The following is a 408-nucleotide window of genomic DNA, read 5'->3' on the forward strand; positions in this document are numbered from 1 at the left end:
GCCCTCCTGCGGCCAAGGCTCAGATAAACTTTTGTTCCTTTTCCCGGTTCTGATTCCACGGAAATACCATGATCCAGCCTTTTCATGATCTTTCTGGAAAGGTACAGGCCGATTCCTGAGGATCTGGACTCCGTTCTTCCATTATATCCGGTAAATCCCTTTTCAAAAATCCTTGGAAGATCTTCCGCGCTGATTCCTGCCCCTGTATCCTCGATCACCAGCGTATGGGGACGGGATTCCGAAAGATAAATCCGGATCCCACCTGTCTTTGTGTACTTTAAGGCATTGGAAATACACTGCCCGATCACAAATCCCAGCCATTTTGGATCTGTCAGAACCTTTTCGTGAGTTCCCGGATAATCAAGCCGCAGCTTTTTCCCGATAAAGACTGACGCGTATTTGTGAATC

1 protein-coding gene is annotated in these 408 nt (G+C 47.5%); it reads right to left on the reverse strand.

What is annotated here, in order from left to right; translation table 11 throughout:
- Positions 1–408: ATP-binding protein (locus tag QVP40_RS08245; protein ID WP_288200401.1), on the reverse strand; the 408-nt coding region annotated here is incomplete at both ends.

It is taken from the genome of Blautia sp. CAG:257 (genome assembly GCF_000433815.1).
GTDB classification, from domain to species: Bacteria; Bacillota; Clostridia; order Lachnospirales; family Lachnospiraceae; genus Blautia_A; species Blautia_A caecimuris.